The organism is Asanoa sp. NPDC050611, assembly GCF_040654855.1.
In the GTDB taxonomy this organism is placed as follows: Bacteria; Actinomycetota; Actinomycetes; order Mycobacteriales; family Micromonosporaceae; genus Asanoa.
In genome coordinates this window covers 44,363-60,072 of the sequence record NZ_JBFAIU010000003.1, presented here as the reverse complement: position 1 = coordinate 60,072, position 15,710 = coordinate 44,363, and the positions used below count along the sequence as shown (strand labels likewise).

Annotated in this window: 11 protein-coding genes; 4 read left to right on the top strand and 7 right to left on the bottom strand. The window is 69.5% G+C overall.

From position 1 onward, the window contains the following. Positions 1-9: 9 nt before the first annotated feature. From yjfF to AB0H87_RS01075, 4 genes are all read right to left on the bottom strand, one after another. On the bottom strand, positions 10-1,023 hold the full coding sequence (gene yjfF / locus AB0H87_RS01090; RefSeq protein WP_360137532.1) for a galactofuranose ABC transporter, permease protein YjfF: 1,014 nt from the start codon (positions 1,021-1,023) through the stop codon (positions 10-12). Beyond that, complete coding sequence (locus AB0H87_RS01085) at positions 1,020-2,033, bottom strand: ABC transporter permease (protein WP_360137529.1); 1,014 nt, start codon at positions 2,031-2,033, stop codon at positions 1,020-1,022. Before AB0H87_RS01085 ends, yjfF begins: the two co-directional genes overlap by 4 nt. Beyond that, positions 2,030-3,556 (bottom strand): sugar ABC transporter ATP-binding protein, encoded by a 1,527-nt coding sequence (locus tag AB0H87_RS01080; protein WP_360137526.1) that lies wholly within the window; start codon positions 3,554-3,556, stop codon positions 2,030-2,032. The genes AB0H87_RS01085 and AB0H87_RS01080 overlap by 4 nt, the downstream gene beginning before the upstream one ends. A 64-nt stretch (positions 3,557-3,620) precedes the next feature. Further along, the gene (locus AB0H87_RS01075; RefSeq protein ID WP_360137523.1) at positions 3,621-4,622 is read right to left on the bottom strand and encodes an ABC transporter substrate-binding protein; all 1,002 of its coding nucleotides are present in this window, start codon (positions 4,620-4,622) and stop codon (positions 3,621-3,623) included. 152 nt (positions 4,623-4,774) lie between these two features. Between AB0H87_RS01075 and AB0H87_RS01070 the strand changes: the two genes are divergently transcribed. The 3 genes from AB0H87_RS01070 (at position 4,775) to AB0H87_RS01060 (ending at position 8,558) form a co-directional block, all read left to right on the top strand. Beyond that, positions 4,775-5,800, top strand: a complete 1,026-nt coding sequence (locus AB0H87_RS01070; RefSeq protein ID WP_360137520.1) for a LacI family DNA-binding transcriptional regulator — start codon at positions 4,775-4,777, stop codon at positions 5,798-5,800. A 143-nt stretch (positions 5,801-5,943) separates the two neighbouring features. Continuing rightward, positions 5,944-6,849 carry a hypothetical protein gene (locus AB0H87_RS01065; protein WP_360137517.1) on the top strand — a complete coding sequence of 302 codons (906 nt, stop codon included), beginning with the start codon at positions 5,944-5,946 and terminating at the stop codon, positions 6,847-6,849. Further along, a complete protein-coding gene (locus tag AB0H87_RS01060) occupies positions 6,846-8,558 on the top strand; it encodes an insulinase family protein (RefSeq protein ID WP_360137514.1) in 1,713 nt (570 codons plus the stop codon). The genes AB0H87_RS01065 and AB0H87_RS01060 overlap by 4 nt, the downstream gene beginning before the upstream one ends. A gap of 57 nt (positions 8,559-8,615) precedes the next feature. Here the strand turns inward: AB0H87_RS01060 and AB0H87_RS01055 are convergent, their stop codons facing one another. Continuing rightward, positions 8,616-10,109, bottom strand: coding sequence for an MFS transporter (locus AB0H87_RS01055; protein WP_360137511.1), 1,494 nt, complete (start codon positions 10,107-10,109; stop codon positions 8,616-8,618). A gap of 135 nt (positions 10,110-10,244) precedes the next feature. On the opposite strand from AB0H87_RS01055, the gene AB0H87_RS01050 reads away from it, so the two are divergent. Then, on the top strand, positions 10,245-10,907 hold the full coding sequence (locus AB0H87_RS01050) for a TetR/AcrR family transcriptional regulator (RefSeq protein ID WP_360137508.1): 663 nt from the start codon (positions 10,245-10,247) through the stop codon (positions 10,905-10,907). Positions 10,908-10,949: 42 nt separating this feature from the next. Here AB0H87_RS01050 and AB0H87_RS01045 read toward each other — a convergent pair whose 3' ends face one another. Beyond that, positions 10,950-14,261 (bottom strand): discoidin domain-containing protein, encoded by a 3,312-nt coding sequence (locus AB0H87_RS01045; RefSeq protein ID WP_360137505.1) that lies wholly within the window; start codon positions 14,259-14,261, stop codon positions 10,950-10,952. Between the two features lie 22 nt (positions 14,262-14,283). Next, positions 14,284-15,708, bottom strand: coding sequence for a glycoside hydrolase family 43 protein (locus tag AB0H87_RS01040; protein WP_360137502.1), 1,425 nt, complete (start codon positions 15,706-15,708; stop codon positions 14,284-14,286). Between the last annotated feature and the right edge of the window lie 2 nt (positions 15,709-15,710).

Genomic DNA, 15,710 nt, shown 5'->3' with positions numbered 1-15,710 from the left:
GCCCACCCCTCAGCGGCGACGCCGGGTTACGGCGCGCTGCAGGACGATGAAGACGAACAGGAACAGTCCGATAAAGATCTTCGTCCACCAGGAGCTCAGATCACCCTGGAACGTGATGATCGTCTGGATCAGGCCGAGCACCAGCACGCCCAGGACGGTGCCGAGCAGATAGCCGGAGCCGCCGGTGAGCAGCGTGCCGCCGATGACCACCGCGGCGATCGCGTCCAGCTCCATGCCGGAGGCGTGCAGCCCGTAGCCGGACAGCATGTAGAAGCTGAGCAGCACCCCGCCCAGGCCCGAGCAGAGCCCGCTGATCGTGTAGACGGCGATCCGGGTGCGGCCCACCCGCAGACCCATCAGCATCGCCGACTGCGGGTTGCCGCCGACCGCGTAGACGTCACGACCGAACTTCGTGTACGCCAGCACGTACGCCGCGATCAGCACGACGACGAGCGCGACCAGCACGCTGATCGTGATGAACCAGCCGCCGAACCAGATCTGGGCGTTGGCGACCCGCTCCCAGAACGGGTCGTCGATGCCGATCGACTCGGTGCTGATCACGTAGCAGAGCCCGCGGGCGAGGAACATGCCCGCCAGCGTCGCGATGAACGGCTGCACCTCGAAGTAGTGGATCATCAGGCCCATCCCGAGCCCGATCGTCGCGCCCATCAGCAGCGCGACCGGCAGCACGACGGCCGCCGGCCAGCCGTTTTCGAGCAGCAGCGCGACCACCATCGTGGTCAGCGCGACCACCGCCCCGACGGACAGGTCGATGCCACCGGTCAGGATCACGAAAGTCATGCCGACCGCGACCACGAGCAGGAACGCGTTGTCGATGAAGATGTTGAGCACGATCTGGGTGTCGCTGAAGCCGCTGTAGTTGATGACGCCGAGGCCGTACATCAGCGAGATGAGCACGGCCGTCGCGGTGACCGGCAGGTACTTGTGGCGCAGCGCGAACCGGCGCACCCGGGCCGCGACGGGTGGCTGCTCGGTCGGCAACCGGGTATCGAGATCCATCATGCCGACACCTCCGCTGGCTGGCGACGGGTGAACCGGGCGCGGAAGGCGGGCGCCTGCACGAGGCAGAGGATCACCACGACCACCGCCTTGAACAGGAGGGTGACCTCGGGCGGGATGCCGATCGTGTAGACCGTCGTGTCCAGCGTCTTGATCAGCACCGCGCCGATGACCGTGCCGGCGATCGAGAAGCGCCCGCCGAGCAGCGAGGTGCCGCCGATCACGACCGCGAGGATCGCGTCGAGCTCGATCAGCGAGCCGGCGTTGTTGCCGTCCGCGCTGGAGACGGTCGAGCTGACCATCAGCCCGGCCACGCCGGCACAGAGCGCGCAGGCCACGTACGCGATGATGATCAACCGTCGGGACCGGATGCCGGCCAACCGGCTCGCACCGGCGTTGCCGCCCACCGACTCGAGCAACATGCCGAACGCACTGCGCCGGGTGACCAGTGCGACGGCCGCCACCAGCGCGGCGGCGATGATGATCGGCACCGGGATGGCCACGAGGAAGCCCGTGGCGATCGCCTTGTACGGCGGCGAGTTGACGTTGATGATCTGGCCGTCGGTGATCAGCTGCGCGACGCCACGGCCGGCGATCATCAGGATCAGCGTCGCGATGATCGGTTGGATGCCGACGACGCCCACCAGGAAGCCGTTCCACAGTCCCAGCCCCGCGCAGAGCAGCAGGGCCAGTGCCACCGCGAACAGGACACCGCCGACCGCACCCTGGTCGGCGAGGCCGCTGATCTGCTGACAGGCCAGCGCTCCCGAGATGGCCACCACGGCGCCCACCGACAGGTCGATGCCGCCGGTCGCGATGACCAGCGTCATGCCGAGCGCGACGAGGAGCAGCGGCGCGCCCTGCCGGAGGATGTCGAAGAGGCTGCCGTAGAAGTGCCCGTCGCGGAGCTCGACGGCGAAGAAGTCGGGCGTGAAGAACAGGTTGCTGACCAGCAGCGCGACCAGCATCGCGACGGGCCAGAACAGCCGGTGTCGGAGAACGGTCGTCGTCATGCCGCGCCTCCACTCGCGATCGCGGCCATCACCCGGTCGATATCCAGGCCGTCGGTGTTCTCGAGCTCGGTGACCAGCCGGCGGTCGCGCAGCACGGCGACCTTGTGGCTGAGCCGCAGCACCTCTTCCAGCTCGGCGGAGATGAACAGCACCGCCATGCCGCCGTCGGACAGCTCGACCACGAGCCGCTGGATCTCGGCCTTGGCGCCGACGTCGATGCCGCGGGTCGGCTCGTCGAGGATCATCACGCGGGGCTCCGTGATCAGCCAGCGGGCCAGCAGCACCTTCTGCTGGTTGCCGCCGCTGAGGTTGCGGACCGGCATCTCCGGATCCGCCGGCCGGATGTCGAGCGCCTTGACGTAGCGCGCGACCAGCTCGTCCTGGCGGCCGCGGGGCACCGGACGGGCCCAGCCGCGGGCGGCCTGCAGGGCGAGCACGATGTTCTCGCGTACGGTCAGCTCCTCGACCAGGCCGTCGGTGCGCCGGTTCTCCGGGCAGTACGCGATCCCGTGCCGCATCGCCGTCTGCGGGCCGCGGAACGTGACGGGCTTGCCGTCCACCGTGATCTGGCCCGCGTCGGCCTTGTCCGCGCCGAACAGCAGCCGGGCGATCTCGGTGCGGCCCGAGCCGAGCAGGCCGGCGAGGCCGACCACCTCGCCCTTGTGTATGCCGAGCGAGAACGGCGCGATCGCGCCGGTGCGGCCGAGCCCGTCGGCGCCGACCACCGGCGTGCCCCGCTCCAGCGCGGCGACCTCGCGGCGCGGCGCCTCCTCGATGTCCTCGAGCGCGGCCAGCTCCTTGCCGATCATCGCGGCGACCAGGTCGAGCTGGCTCAGCTCGGCGGTGCGGTACTCGCCGACCCGCCGGCCGTTGCGCAACACCGTCATCCGGTCCGCGATCTCGTACACCTGGTCGAGGAAGTGGGTGACGAACAGGATGGCGATGCCGTCGTCCTTGAGCCCGCGCATGACCCGGAAGAGCTGGTCCACCTCGGACGCGTCGAGGCTCGACGTGGGCTCGTCGAGCACGAGCACCTTGGCGTCGACGTCAAGGGCACGGGCGATGGCGACCATCTGTTGTACGGCGATCGAATGGGCACCCAGGTCCGAACCGACGTCGATGGAGAGCTGGAGCCGGGCGAGCAGCTCCTCGGCCCGGCGCCGCATCGCCGACCAGCGGATCCGGCCGAACCGGGTCGGCGCGCGCCCGATCAGCACGTTCTCGGCCACGGACAGGTTGGGGCAGAGGTTGATCTCCTGGTAGACGGTGCTGATGCCGGCCTGCTGGGCCTGGTGCGGCCCGGCGAACGCGACCGGCTCGCCGCCGAGCGTGATGTCGCCCTGGTCGTGGTGGTAGGCGCCGGTGAGCACTTTGATCAGGGTGGACTTGCCCGCGCCGTTCTCGCCCATCAGGGCGTGCACCTCGCCCGGGAACAACCTCAGGTCGACGCCGTCGAGCGCGACGACGCCCGGGAACCGCTTGCCGATGCCCCGCATGACGAGCACCGGCTCCCTTTCCGACATGGCCCTCTCCTGGCTGTTACGGGAAGGGGTGGCCCCGGTCTGTGGAACCGGGGCCACACCGTTGTCAGTACTTGCGGTTGGGCAGCTCCGTCTTGGCCTGCTCCTGCGTGAACGTGGTCTCCTCGGTCAGCACCCGTTCGGGCACCGTCTCACCGGCGACCACCTTCTTGGCCAGGTCCATGAGCTGTGGGCCGAGCAGCGGGCTGCACTCGACAATAAAGTTGATCTTGCCGTCGGCGAGGGCCTGCATGCCGTCCTTCACCGCGTCGACAGTCACGATCTTGATGTCGGTGCCTGGCTTCTTGCCGGCCGCCTCGATCGCCTCGATGGCGCCGAGACCCATGTCGTCGTTGTGCGCGTAGAGCAGGTCGATCTTGGGGTTGGCCCGCAGGAAGGCCTCCATGACCTCCTTGCCCTTCACCCGGGTGAAGTCACCCGGCTGTGAGGCGAGCATCTTGAACTTCGGGTCCGAGCCGATCACCGACTCGAAGCCCTCCTTGCGGTCGATGGCCGGCGCCGCACCGGTGTTGCCCTGCAGTTCCACCATGTTGACGGTCCCGCTCGCGCTGCCGAACTCCTGCTTGACCCACTCGCCGGCCTTCTTGCCCTCCAGCACGAAGTCGGAGCCGATAAACGTCTTGTAGAGCGTCTTATCGGGTGAGTCAACCGCCCGGTCGGTCAGGATCACCGGGATGCCGGCGTCCTTGGCCTCCTTGAGGACGGTGTCCCAGCCGGACTCGACCACCGGCGAGAAGGCGATGACGTCCACCTTCTGCGAGATGAAGCTCCGGATGGCCTTGATCTGGTTTTCCTGCTTCTGCTGCGCGTCGGAGAACTGGAGTTTGATGCCGGCCGCCTCGGCGGCCTCCTGCACGGACTTCGTGTTGGCCGTGCGCCAGCCGCTCTCGGCGCCGACCTGCGAGAAACCCATGACGATCTGGCCGTCGTCTTTGCCGGCCCCGGACCCGGTACCGCTGCCGCCATCCCGATCCTGGCCGCCACAGGCGGCCAGCGTGGCTGCGACGAGCACGCCACCGAGCACTACCGCGGACACCTTTCTGAGCACGGCTTTCCTCCTCACGTACGTCGATGGCTCGCGTGTTGCGTGAATGTTAGCGTTCTCATAATCGACGTCAATAGCTCCGAAAGGACGATTGTTAGCGTTCACAGCAACGTTATGATCGACAAGGCGGGTAGAGTGTCGGCCGAGGAGTTGCCATGGATCAGCCGTCTCCGCCGCGACCGGCGGTGATGATCGACGTCGCCCGACTGGCCGGCGTCTCGCACCAGACCGTCTCGCGCGTCCTCAATGGACATCCGAGCGTCCGCACCGAGACCCGCGAACGCGTGCTGACCGCGGTCCGTCAGCTCAACTACCGCCCCAACGCGCTGGCCCGCGGCCTGGCCGGCCGCCGCTCGCGGGTGCTGGGCGTCGTCAGCTTCGACACCATCCTCTATGGACCGGCGGCCACCCTGCTCGGCGTCGAGCGGGCGGCCCGGGCCGCGGGCTACGGCGTCAGCATCGTGACGCTCGAGCAGCTCGACCACGACGGCGTCGGCGACGCGCTGAGCGCGCTGGCCGAGCAGTCCGTGGCCGGCGTCGTCATCATCGCGCCGTTCACCAACGCGGCCGCCGCGCTGCGGTCGCTGCCGACCGGCATCCCCGCCGTGGTCGTGGAGGCCGGCACCAGCGGCGCGCTGCCGGCCATCTCGGTCGACCAGGTCGCCGGCGCCCGCCTGGCCGTGCGGCACCTGCTCGAGCTCGGCCACGAGACGGTCCGGCACGTCCGCGGCCCGCAGAACTGGCTCGAGGCGCGCGACCGCGAGTCGGCGTGGCGGTCGACCCTGGAGGAGGCCGGCGCCGCCGTGCCGCCGGTGATCGACGGCGACTGGAGCGCGCGCTCGGGCTACGAGGCCGGCCTCCGGCTGGCCGGCGACCCGCGCGTGACCGCGGTGTTCTGCGCCAACGACCAGCAGGCGCTGGGTCTGCTACGGGCGTTTCACGAGCGCGGCGTCCGCGTGCCCGACGACGTGAGCGTGGTCGGCTTCGACGACATCCCCGAGGCGGAGTTCATGTCGCCGCCGCTGACCACGATCCGGCAGGACTTCGACGAGGTCGGCCGCCGCTGCCTGGCGATGCTGCTGGACCTCCTCGACGCACCACCCGACCTGGCGGGCGAGGCGATTCCCCGGGTGTCACCGGCCCTGGTCTCCCGAGCCAGCACCGGCCCCATCACGCGCTGACCACCGCTGCGTCCAGGATCGGCCAATCGGAGGAGCAGAGCGGGCGTCCGGCCTGCCGTAGGCTGCGCGCTGTGCCAGCCCCCGCCCGCGCCCTGCCGGCGCCCAATTTGGATCCAGCTGCGGCATTTCCCGACGTTCGTGCGTTGCGGGAGGCTGCCAAGGCAGGCGACTGGCCCGCGATCGAGGCCGGGTTCGGCCGGATCGCCGACCCCGGCGTGCACCTCACCGCCGTCAGCGAGGTCAGCGAGACGTTGGAGCGGGGCTTCCTGGAGTCGGTCGCCGCCGCCAGCCCCACCGCGGCCCTGCCACAGACGCTCTTGGCGCGGCGGCTCGTCCACGACGGCTGGAACATCCGCACCGGCGCGTGGGGCAGCAACGTCAGCCAGGTGCAGTGGAAGGCGTTCAACGAGCACCTGCACCGGGCCGAGCAGATCCTGATCGAGGTGACCGCACGCCAACCGGGCTACACCAGTGCGTGGACCGAGCGGCTGCACACCGCGCGGGGACTCAGCCTGGGCCAGGCCGAGGCGCGGCGGCGCTACGAGCGGCTCAGCCGGGCGACGCCGCAGTTCTACGGCGCGCAGGACGCGATGATCCAGCAGCTGTGTCCCAAGTGGGGCGGCTCGTACGACGCGATGCACTCCTTCGCCGTCGAGTGCACGAAGACGTCACCACCGGGCTCGGTCAACGGCGGGATGGTGCCGGCGGCGCACATCGAGCACTGGCTGCTGATCGACCGCGACGAGGGCGAGCGCGCCGCGGTGGCCTACCTCAAACGACCCGAGGTGCAGCAGGAGCTGCGGTGGGCGGCCGAGCACTCGGTGTTCAACCCGGCGTTCCGGCCGGCACCCGGTTGGGTCGCCGCCCACTGCGCGTTCGCCATGGCGTTCAGCCTGGCGGAGAACTACCCCGCCGCGGCGGCACACTTCAACGCCCTGCTCACCGGCGGCAACCTCGCCAGCAAGTCGTGGTGGCAGTACCTCGGCGACGCCGAGCAGGAGTTCGTCGCCCATCGCGACCGCGCGTTCCAGAAGGGTTTCGGCCGGTGATCCGGGAGACAGAAGTCGACGGTGTGCAGACGCTGTTGGCGCCGAAGAGCGGCCCGCTCGTCGCCGGGCTCACCTTCCGGGTGGGCCGCGCGGACGAAACCCTTGCCACGGCGGGCATCACGCATCTGCTCGAGCATCTCGCGCTGCACCACAGCGGGTTGAGCGACTACCACTACAACGGCGCCACGGGCTCGGTCGTCACGCACTTCCATCTGCAGGGCTCCGAGGACGACGTGGTCAAGCACCTCGTCGGGGTGTGCGACGCGCTCGCCAACCTGCCGTTGGACAGGCTCGAGACCGAGAAGGGCATCCTGCGTACGGAGGCCGCCAGCCGCAAGATGGGTGTCGGCGACTCGATGCCGCTGTGGCGCTACGGCGCGCAGAGCTACGGCCTCCTCAGCTACGAGGAGCTGGGCCTGCCCCGGCTGAGCCCCGACGACCTGCGACGCTGGGCCGCCACCTGGTTCACCCGGCAGAACGCGGTCCTGTGGATCACCTCCGACCGGGTGCCCGCGGGGCTGCGCCTGCGCCTGCCCGAAGGGACCCGCCGGCCGGTGCCGCGACCCTCGTCCGCGCTGCCCACGACCCCGGCGTACTTCAGCGACCGGGTCAACGGCGTCGTCTTCGACGCGATCGTCCGCCGGCGCGCAGCCGCCTCGGTGTTCTCGGCGGTGCTGGAGCGGGAGATGTACCGCAGCCTGCGGCAGGAGGGCGGCTACTCGTACCAGGCGAGCACGTCCTACGACCCGCGCGGCGACGACTTCGCGACGGTGACCGCGTTCGCGGACGCGTTGCCCGACAAGCAGGACGCGGTGCTCGGCGGCTTCGTCGACGTGCTGGCGAAGCTCCGCGTCGGCCGGGTCGACGAGGCGGACGTCGCCAGCGTGCGCACGCAGGCGGAGGAGGCGTTGCGCCACGAGGACCGCGACGCGGCCCGCCTCCCGGGTGCGGCGGTGAACGCGTTGACGGGGCATCCGAACCAGACCGCGGAAGCGCTCCTCGACGAGGTACGCGCGGTCACCGTCGACGACATCCAGGCGGTGGCCACGGAGGCGACGGGCACGGCGCTGCTGCTGGTGCCGGCCGGCCTGGACGCCGAGTGGGCGGGCTACGTGCCCGCACCGACGTTCTCGCCCGCGGCGGTCGACGGCCTGCGTTATGCGTCCACACAGGACGGCGGGCTCACGCTCGTCGTCGGCGACACCGGTGTCAGCCTCGTCGACAGCAGTCATGCCGTGACCGTGCGCTACGCGGAGTGCGCCGTCGCGATGGCCTGGCCGGACGGCGGCCGGCAGCTCATCGGCCTGGACAGCATCTCGGTGCGGATCGAACCCACCCTGCACCCGATCGGTCCGGACGTGATCGCCCGCATCGACCGCGGCGTTCCACCGGCCAGCCTGGTCTGGCAGCCGCCGCGCGAGCCGTCCGCGATCCCGCAACCGAAACCCGCGCCGTCGGCGGGCGCCGCCCCGGCGACACGCGGCCCGGTCGCGACGGCGGGCTTCATCACGCTGATCGTGCTGGCCTCGATCATGGGCGTGCTGTCCTGCCTGTGCGGAGCGATCGTCTTCACCGCGGACCCCAACAACCCGGACGACGACGTCCTCCGCGACCCGGTGGCCTACACCATGTTCGGCGTCGCGGCCGCGGCGACGATCGCACTCGTCATCCTGGCCATCCGCCTGGGCCGGCGCCGAAAGGCCGGCTGATCCCCCGACGAAAGGCCGGCGCCCCGGTAGGGCGCCGGCCTTTCTCAATCGGGAGCGTCACGCGGCGAGTTCCAGTTCCTTCTTCTCGACCGCGGGCGCGGTGGGCTTGCGGTCGCGCATGATGAGCGTGGCCACCAGCGCGGCGGCGAGGACGCCGAGGGCGCTGATCGTCAGGGTCGTGGACATCGCGCCGACGAAGGCTTCGCGGGCCGCGGACACCACGCCCGCGTTGCCGGTCATGAGGGCCTCCGCGATCGAGTGCCTGGCCTCCGCCGGTGCGCCGGCCGGCATGCGGGTCGCGTAGCCGCTCGTCAGCAGCGAGCCCAGGATCGCGATGCCGAGGGCCGTGCCGGCCTGCTGGATCGTGTCGTTCAGGGCCGAACCCACGCCGGCCTGCTCCGGCGGAATCGTGCCCATCAGCGCACCGACCGCCGCCGGCATCGCCAGGCCCGCGCCCAGGCCGAGCAGGCCGAGGGCGACCGCCGGGGTGGTGAAGCCGCTCGTGGTCGAGACCGTGGTGAGCAGCACGAACGAGCCCGCCATCACCACCATGCCGACCAGCATCACGTAGCGCTCACCGATGCGCGCCACCAGCTGCACACCCAGGCCGTTGCCGGCCAGGGCCGCGACCGCGAGCGGGACGAAGGCCAGGCCGGCCTTCAGCGGCGAGTAGCCCAGGACGAACTGCAGGTACTGCGTCAGCACCAGCAGCAGGCCACCGTTGCCGATCTGCACGAGCGACAGCGAGAGCGAGCCGCCGCTGAACTTGCGGGCCTTGAACAGTGCCAGCGGCACCATCGGGGCCGGGGTGACGGTCTCCCAGACCACGAACCCGACGAGGGCGAACACCGCGACGCCCAGCGCCACGGCCGAGCCGTCGCCGAACGCGCCGTGGTGCGGCAGCTCGATGATCCACCAAACCAGCGCGGTCATCCCGGCCGCCGAGAGCACGGCGCCCAGCGGGTCGGGCTTCTGCCACGGCGCCTTGGATTCCGGCATGAGCAGCATGCCGGCCGCGATGGCCAGGGCGACGATCGGCACGTTGACCCAGAAGATGGACTGCCACGAGAAACGGTCGACCAGCAGGCCGCCGAGCACCGGGCTGCCGACCAGGCCGAGCATCGACACCGAACCCCACGCCGCCATGGCCTTCGGCCGCTCGGTCGCGTCGAACACGGTGATCAGGATCGACAACGTCGAGGGCATGATCAGCGCACCGCCCACGCCCATCGCGATCCGCACCGCGATGAGCTGTGCCGGGCTGCTGGCGTAGGCCGCCGCCAGTGACGCCGCACCGAAGAGCACCAACCCGATGATCATCACTTTGCGGCGGCCGAACCGGTCACCGAGGCTGCCCGAGGTCAGCAGGAGCCCGGCGAAAACCAGGATGTAGGAGTCGAGGATCCACTGTGTCTGCTGGGCGCTGGCGCCGAGGTCGGCGGTCATGTGCGGCACGGCGACGGTGAGCGCCATGCTGTCGACGACCAGCACGAGGCTGCTCAGGCACAGCACCACCAGGATCCACCAGCGGTGCGGGTTGCGGCTGTCCATCAGGGGCGTCCTTTCGAAGGGGGCTGCGCACGCTGTTCCCGTGCTGCGAACACTGTACGCATGAGCGCACGGCGTGCGCAAGAGGCGAATGCTGTACGCTGACTGCGAACGACGTACGCACAAGAGGGAGCCCGCATGCCACCGACGAAGAAGGCGCCGTCCGTCTGGGCGCGGCAGCAGGCGGCGCCCGAGCAGCCCGCGCTCAGCCGCGACGCGATCGTCCGCGAGGCGATCGTCATGCTCGACGCCGCCGGTGCCGAGGCGCTGAGCATGCGCAAGCTCGGTGCGCAGCTCAACGCCGGCGCCACCTCGCTCTACCGGCACGTGGCGACCAAGGACGAGCTGATCGAACTGGCCGTCGACGAGGTGTACGGGGAAATCACGGTCCCGCCCGCGGGCAAGGACTGGCGCGCCGCGGCCACCGAGGCGGCCTGGTCCTACCGGGCGACCACCCTGCGGCACCCGTGGTTGGGCTCGGTCCTCGGCCAGGTGGGCATGGCGCATCTGGGCCCCAACCTCGGCGCGTTCAGCAACGGCCTGGTCGGGCTGTTCACCGCGGCCGGCTATCCCGAGCCGATCGGCGCCCTGGACACCCTGCTGTCGTACGTCATGGGCATGAGCACGACCGAGGCGGCCTGGCTGGCCACGGTCGCCCGCTCGGGCGAGACGGAAGCCGGGCTCGTCGAGCGGCTGAGCGGTCAGCCGGCCGGCGACCTCGACCCCGCCAAGATCCGCGAGGACAAGTTCGCTTACGGCCTTGGCGTCGTCCTCGACGGACTGGCCACCCGCCTCACCTGAAGATGGCGGGCCCCGCGGCACGGGGCCCGCCATGAAACGACGCTAGAAGGCCTTCACCTCGAGCAACCCGACCGAGCCCGCGCCGCTCTGCAGCGCGACCCGCAGCCGGGTCGTGCTCACCTGTCCGAACGTCACCGTGTTGTACGCGTTGAGCGCCACCGGATACCCACTGGGCGACGGCACGTTCACGTAGGAACTGCCGTTCCAGTACTGCAGGGTCCAGGACGCCGGGACGCGTACGCCGCCGTTGTCGTCGAAGAAGTAGACCTGTGCCGACCGCAGCGTCGCAGCTGTCGACCAGGTCAGCTCCGCCCACTGCGCACCGGTGTTGGGCCAGGTTCCCCACCGCGGGTTGACCGTGTCGTTGGACGACGGCGGGTCGATCCCGTCGTTGAGAGCGGCGACGCTTTCCCACGACGACGTGTACGAGGCGGACGGTGTGGCGGAGAGAGCGAGGTTCCCACCGGGATCCGGATCGGGATCAGGGTCGGGGTTGGTGCCGCCCCGGTTGTAGAGCTTCAGCTCCGTCAACCCGGTCTTCGCCGACCCACTCGCGTGGGTGAACGAGATCCGCAGCCGGGTGGTGGAGACCGGCGTGAAGCTCACCTTGTTGTAGTTGGACTGCGGCGATCCCGGCGTCCTGACCTGGTTGCCCGCCGCCACGAACGCGCTGCCGTTCCAGTACTGCACGGTGTACGACGCCGGTGGCCGGTAGCGGTTGGTCGCCCGGTCGTTGCGGAAGTAGATCCGCGCCTCGTCGACCGCCCGGCTGGTGCCGAAGTTCACCTCGTACCAGTCGCTGCTGTTCGGGCTCCCGTAGGCACCCCAGATCGGGGCGTTGGTCGGGAACCCGTCGACCGCGCCGGCCGTCGACGTGCCGGACGCCGTGTAGGACGCCGACACCGAGGCCCCGGACGCCAGGTTCGGCAGGGTCGACGTCAGGTCGACGCCGGCCTTCGCGGCGACGTCCACCATCCGGGCGCTGGACAGGTTGACGTTCTGCGGCGCCTGGAGGCCCGAGAACGAGGTGCTGAAGTTGACCACGCCGGAGCCGGACGGGAACGTGACCGATCCGTTCGACGGGTTGTAGAGCACCCGGGTGAGCCGGTCGACGGTGGCCACCCGCGTGCCGTTGAGGAAGATGGAGTAGCCCTGCGGCACGCCGCTGTAGCGGGTCACGCCGTCGGCCGGGTCGTCCCAGACGATCGACAGGTTCGCGTTGCGGTAGCGCAGGTTGTTGACCTGGAAGTGCGTCCACCCGATGTTGATCGGCGACAGCTCGATCTGGGTGTCCGTCCGCGGCCGCAGCCCGGCGACGTCCTCGATGACGGTCCAGTTGCTGCTGCCCAGGATGTTGTGGTGGATCCAGGACCGGTAGGTGATGCTGCTGCCGTTCCAGTCGGCCCAGAACTCGTTGGCGTCCGGATACCGGGTGTCGCCGTTGACGTACTGCGCCCAAGCGTTCCAGTAGAGCAGCTTCTTGTAGTCCTCGGTGGTCATCCACGAGTTCGGGTAGTTGCGCAACGCCGACGAGTAGAGCCGGAACTGCACCGTCGAGTTGATGGTGGAGAAGTTGTTGCTGCCCGGCTGCCCGGCCGCCGCCGCTGCCGCCTTGTCACGCTGGTTGGCGGTGTAGAACGGGAAGATCGGGTAGTCGGCCGGGTCCGCGAACAGCCGCAGCGCCTCGCGGTACTGCGCGGTGTTGGGCATCAGGCCCACGGAGTACGGGTAGTAGTTGTTGATCTCCTTCCACGGCACGAACGCGTTCGTGCTGACGTGCTTGTGCTCCAGCAGCTGCCGCGACGGGTTCCACAGCGTATTGATGACGCCGTTGCGGATCCGGTCGGCGAGCGTCTGCATCTCGTTCGCCTTGGCGGTGTTGCCGAGCAGCGCATAGGCCTGCTGGGAAGCGACGGCGCCGGCCCACACATAGGCGGTCTCCGCCCGGTCGAGGTTGCCGGAGCGCCAGTGGAAGGACACCGCGTCGGCGTCGTTGCCGGTCATCGCGCCCCAGTCGTACTCGATGACGCCGTTGTTGTTGGTGTCGTAGGTGGCGAGCTGGCCCTTGGCGTCCCCTTCGGCGTAGCGCGCGAAGTTCTGCAGCAGCCCCGGCTGTCCACCATGGATCTGGTACGCCTTCCAGGCGGCCTCGGACACGTACTGCGTGTAGGAGTTCGACCAGTTCTCCGGGTCACCCGGGTTGTCGACGAACCGCCCGTTGGCCGAGTACTGGCCGATCGACAGCCAGGGGCCATAGGAATACTCGGGGCTTCGTAAATACTTCAGGTCGTCGATGTGCATCGGCTGGGTCAGCACGATCGCGTTGTTGTAGCCGGTGACGCCCTCGATCGACTGCGGGAACTGGTAGTCCTGGCCCGGGATGTCGACGTCGAGGTAGTTGAAGCGCATCAGCCACCAGCGGTAGTAGATGTTCTTCTTGATGGCGGCATCCGGCACGTCGATGTACGGCAGGTTCTGCGCCCACCACAGGTTGTACGCCCGCACGTGCGTCGCGAACGCGGTCGCCGGCGTGAAGCCCCGGTAGCTGTTGTACTCGGTCAGCGAGGCCGGTATCTCGTTGGTCACGAAGCCGAGCTGCACCTTCGCGGTCACGGTCTGGCCCGCCCCGACGGTCACCGAGCGGTTGAGCCCGCCGCTGCTGACCGTGAAGCTGTCACCCGAGAACCGCGGGAACAGCGTGGTGAGGTTGTTCTTCACCGCGCGGCTGCCGGTCAGCTCCGAACCACTGGCGGTCGTCGCGTACGACGAGGTCGCCCGCAGCGAGACCGTCGCCGAGGCCGAGCCGGTGTTGGCGACGTCCATGTTGGTCACGAGCACGTTGTTGTGCGTGATGAACTTCGTGACCGTGATCCGGATCGAGCCGCTGGTGTGCACGCTGCGCCAGTAGCTCGGCGCCTGGAACCGTTGCGCCGGCTGCTCGGTGAACGTGCCGGGCGACGCCGTGACGGTGTAGGCACCCTGGCTGCTGATGTTGTCCCAGTAGGCGGCGTTGCCGCCGAACCCGATGACCGAGGGCGTGTGGGTGTACATGTACGCGCCCCGGCCGCGGGTCATCAGCCAACTCCCGGCCGGGTCGTTGCCCGACCGGCCGAGCAGCCGGTCCATCCAGAAGTCGGTGCCGGAGCTTTCCGCGTCGTAGATGGCCTGCATGGTGCTGTTGGCGTTGTAGCCGACCGGCGGCTGCGGTATCGAGCCGCTGTTGCCGAAGGACGGGTAACCGATCGTTTGAGCGGCGGCCGCGGGGCTCGCGGCGATGACGCTCAACAGGCTGCCGGTGAGGACTGCGACGAGGCCGGCGGCCAGCCGCGGGCGTCTGGTGCGTAGTGGGGACATGGGTTCACCTCCTGTTACGCGATCAGGCTTGGAAGGCCTGCCATTCGAGGACGCCGGTGGAAAGGCCGGAGCGAGAGGTGATCGACAGCCGCAACCGGGTCGTGCTGACCGTGTTGAAGGTCGTCGAGTTGAACGTGTTGCCGGCCACCCCGCAGGCCGACTGACCGGGTACGGCCACGTACGCGCTGCCGTTCCAGTACTGCACCTGGCACGAGGCGGGCAGGTCGATGCCCTGGTTGTCGTCGAACCAGTAGGTCGCGACCCGGTTGATCGACCGGGCCGACGGCCACTGGTACTCGATCCACTGGGTGCCCTGCTGCGGCCAGTTGCCGTACGCGAGGTTGGACCGATCCTGCGAGTTGGCGGGCGTGCCACCGTTGTTGACGGCGGCCAACGACTCCCAGGAGGAGACGTACGAGGTCGACGCGGTGGCGCTCGGCCCGAGGTTGGTCCCGGAGCCGCCGGCGCCCGGGTTCGCCGGCGGACCCGTGGTGGTCTGCACCACCCGCTGGATCGTCCCGTCGGAGTTGAAGTACATCCGGTCGACCGCCACGGACCGGCGGAAGTTGCCGCCGCCGGGCGCGTCCGCGTTGTGGTAGACCATGTACCACTGCCCGTTGAACTCGACGACGCCGGCGTGGTTGGTGGTCGACGAGACCTGCCCGAGCACGATGCCGCGGTGGGTCCACGGCCCCATCGGGTTGGTCGCCGTAGCATAGCGCTGGCAGGCGTAGCTGGACGACGTCACGCAGCCGTTGGTGTCGTTGGCCGCGTAGATCATGTAGTAGAGACCGTTGCGCTTGAACATGAACGGGGCTTCCCAGTAGTTCGTGAGCCCCTGCGGCGTGACGACCGACCCGACTGTGTCGATCATGTTGGCCGCGAGCCGCACGGCGCGGGGCGCCCAGTAGCCCCCCCAGTACATGTAGGCCTGGCCGTCGTCGTCGACGAACACGGTCGGGTCGATGTTGAGGCCTGACGAGTTGGCGGTGCTGTCGCTGATCAGCGGGCCGCCCTTGGCGTCGGTGAACGGGCCGAGCGGGCTGTCGCCGACGGCCACGCCGATGTTCATCCAGCCCGCGCCGTTGCCGTTGACCGACGTGTACCAGTAGTAGCGCCCGTTGCGCGGCTCGACCTCGCTGGCCCAGGCGTCGGCCCCCGCCCACGGGAACGTGGCGATGTTGGCGCGCACGCCGCGGTCGGTCCAGGTGGCCGCGTCCGTCGACGAGAGCACGTGCCACTCCCGCATGACGAAGTTCTGCTGGCTGGTCGAGGCCTCGTCGCGACCGGTGTAGATGTACATGGTGTTGCCGACCACGAGCGGCGCCGGGTCGGCGGTGTAGATGTTGGTGATGACGGGGTTGGCGGCCTGCGCGGCCGCCGCGCCGAACAGAGTCGCGGCGGCCAGCGTCACCACCCCGGCGGTCACCGCTAGACGTTTCCTCATCG

What these genes read in the sequence shown, in the direction of transcription:
- yjfF (WP_360137532.1), bottom strand. Translation starts at nt 1,023, where the DNA reads ATGATGGATCTCGATACCCGGTTGCCGACCGAGCAGCCACCCGTCGCG.
- AB0H87_RS01085 (WP_360137529.1), bottom strand. Translation starts at nt 2,033, where the DNA reads ATGACGACGACCGTTCTCCGACACCGGCTGTTCTGGCCCGTCGCGATG.
- AB0H87_RS01080 (WP_360137526.1), bottom strand. Translation starts at nt 3,556, where the DNA reads ATGTCGGAAAGGGAGCCGGTGCTCGTCATGCGGGGCATCGGCAAGCGG.
- AB0H87_RS01070 (WP_360137520.1), top strand. Translation starts at nt 4,775, where the DNA reads ATGGATCAGCCGTCTCCGCCGCGACCGGCGGTGATGATCGACGTCGCC.
- AB0H87_RS01055 (WP_360137511.1), bottom strand. Translation starts at nt 10,109, where the DNA reads ATGGACAGCCGCAACCCGCACCGCTGGTGGATCCTGGTGGTGCTGTGC.
- AB0H87_RS01050 (WP_360137508.1), top strand. Translation starts at nt 10,245, where the DNA reads ATGCCACCGACGAAGAAGGCGCCGTCCGTCTGGGCGCGGCAGCAGGCG.
- AB0H87_RS01045 (WP_360137505.1), bottom strand. Translation starts at nt 14,261, where the DNA reads ATGTCCCCACTACGCACCAGACGCCCGCGGCTGGCCGCCGGCCTCGTC.
- AB0H87_RS01040 (WP_360137502.1), bottom strand. Translation starts at nt 15,708, where the DNA reads ATGAGGAAACGTCTAGCGGTGACCGCCGGGGTGGTGACGCTGGCCGCC.